This is a genomic window from Planktotalea sp., assembly GCF_049680325.1.
Lineage (GTDB): Bacteria > Pseudomonadota > Alphaproteobacteria > Rhodobacterales > Rhodobacteraceae > Planktotalea.
The window spans coordinates 1-1,502 of sequence record NZ_JBAUHO010000093.1 but is presented as its reverse complement, the minus strand read 5'-3'; the positions used below and the strand labels follow the sequence as shown (position 1 = coordinate 1,502).

Annotated in this window: 2 protein-coding genes; both read right to left on the bottom strand. The window is 56.3% G+C overall.

What is annotated here, in order from left to right; genetic code table 11:
* Positions 1–149 (bottom strand): transposase (locus tag WBC85_RS03940; protein ID WP_424433374.1); only part of this gene is annotated, 149 nt, incomplete at its 3' end.
* Between the two features lie 251 nt (positions 150–400).
* A complete protein-coding gene (hemF, locus tag WBC85_RS03935; RefSeq protein ID WP_424433373.1) occupies positions 401–1,282 on the bottom strand; it encodes an oxygen-dependent coproporphyrinogen oxidase in 882 nt (293 codons plus the stop codon).
* Between the last annotated feature and the right edge of the window lie 220 nt (positions 1,283–1,502).

Genomic DNA, 1,502 nt, shown 5'->3' with positions numbered 1-1,502 from the left:
CTGCCGGGCAATGGATGTTGCTGAACCCACTTGTTCAGCGTCGAAAGACCAACGCCCAAATCTGATGAAACCTGCGGTCGCGTTAAGCCGCTGCTGTTCGCGATGCGTATTGCATCACGCCGAAACTCGTCTGTGTATCTCTTTGCCATTCCATATCTCCTTCATAGCAAACATTGCTCGAAAGAGACCGGAACTAAAACGGGGCAGGACCAGTCTTCAGACCCAAGCGCGGAGCCTCATAAGCAACCTCAAAGATGATCTGAACCTCACTTATCGTTTCGTCAGCCGCGACCCGATCAATTCATCATCCGTGCTGCCCCCAACCACGGGTCGGGGCAGGGTGCAGCGCCCTCAGATGCGGGCGATGCGCAGCACTAAGGTTGCTTGATGAGCCCGTTGGCTAATACCACTTGGCCACAGGTGGCAGGCTCATCAACACCGCTTCGGGGTCATGCCCGGTTTCCAGGCCAAATTTGGTCCCGCGATCGTAGACAAGGTTGTATTCTGCATAAAGGCCGCGATGCTGCAGCTGGGTTTCGCGATCCGCGGCGTCCCATGGTGCCGGATGGCGCTTGTCTATCAAGGGAACAAAAGCCGGCAGGAAGGCGGCACCGACGTCCTGCGTCAGTTTGAAATCAGCCGCCCAGTCGCCAGTGTTGCGGTCGTCATAGAAGATCCCCCCTATCCCGCGGGCGCGCTTGCGGTGCGGGATGTAGAAATACTCATCGGCCCATTTCTTGAGCTCATCATAAAGCTTGGACCCATGCGGATCGCAGGCGCGCTTCATCTCGTCGTGAAAATGCGCCGTGTCCTCTGCATATTCGATACAGGGGTTCAGATCTGCGCCGCCACCAAACCACCAGGCATGCGGAGTCCAGAACATGCGGGTGTTCATATGCACCGCTGGGGCATGCGGATTCTGCATATGCGCGACCAGTGAAATGCCCGAGGCCCAGAAACGCGGATCCTCCTGCATCCCCGGGATCCCCTTGCGCGCGGCCATCGCGGCTTGCGCCCGCTCACCCAGGGTGCCGTAAACGGTTGAGATGTTCACGCCGACCTTCTCAAACACCCGCCCACCACGCATCACGCTCATCTCACCGCCACCTGCGTCTGATCCATCCTCGGACGTGCGGGTTGTCTTGCGCACCTCAAACTGGCCAGCAGCAGTGTCTGCGTCATGGCGATCCTCCAACGCGTGAAATGCATTGACGATATCGTCACGTAATTGACGGAACCATGCAGAGGTTTGGGTCTTCTCGATCTCGAATGTGTCGGTCATAGGCTCCAGCTTCTTGGGTTTTGGGGCGCAACATGGCTTGCTCAAGTGTGATTCAACAGCGACATATACCGCTTTGTCTTTGATCTGAATCACGAAATTGATCTAGCGTCTTGGCAGGCAGGCTGCACCAGCGTGCTGTCTGAAACAGGACTACCAAACATTAGTCATCACATTTTGCGCCGAATGAAGTTTATTTGTCGGCTTATCCGCGGATATAACA

Coding starts and splice junctions, on each gene's coding strand:
- hemF (WP_424433373.1), bottom strand. CDS start 1,282: ATGACCGACACATTCGAGATCGAGAAGACCCAAACCTCTGCATGGTTC.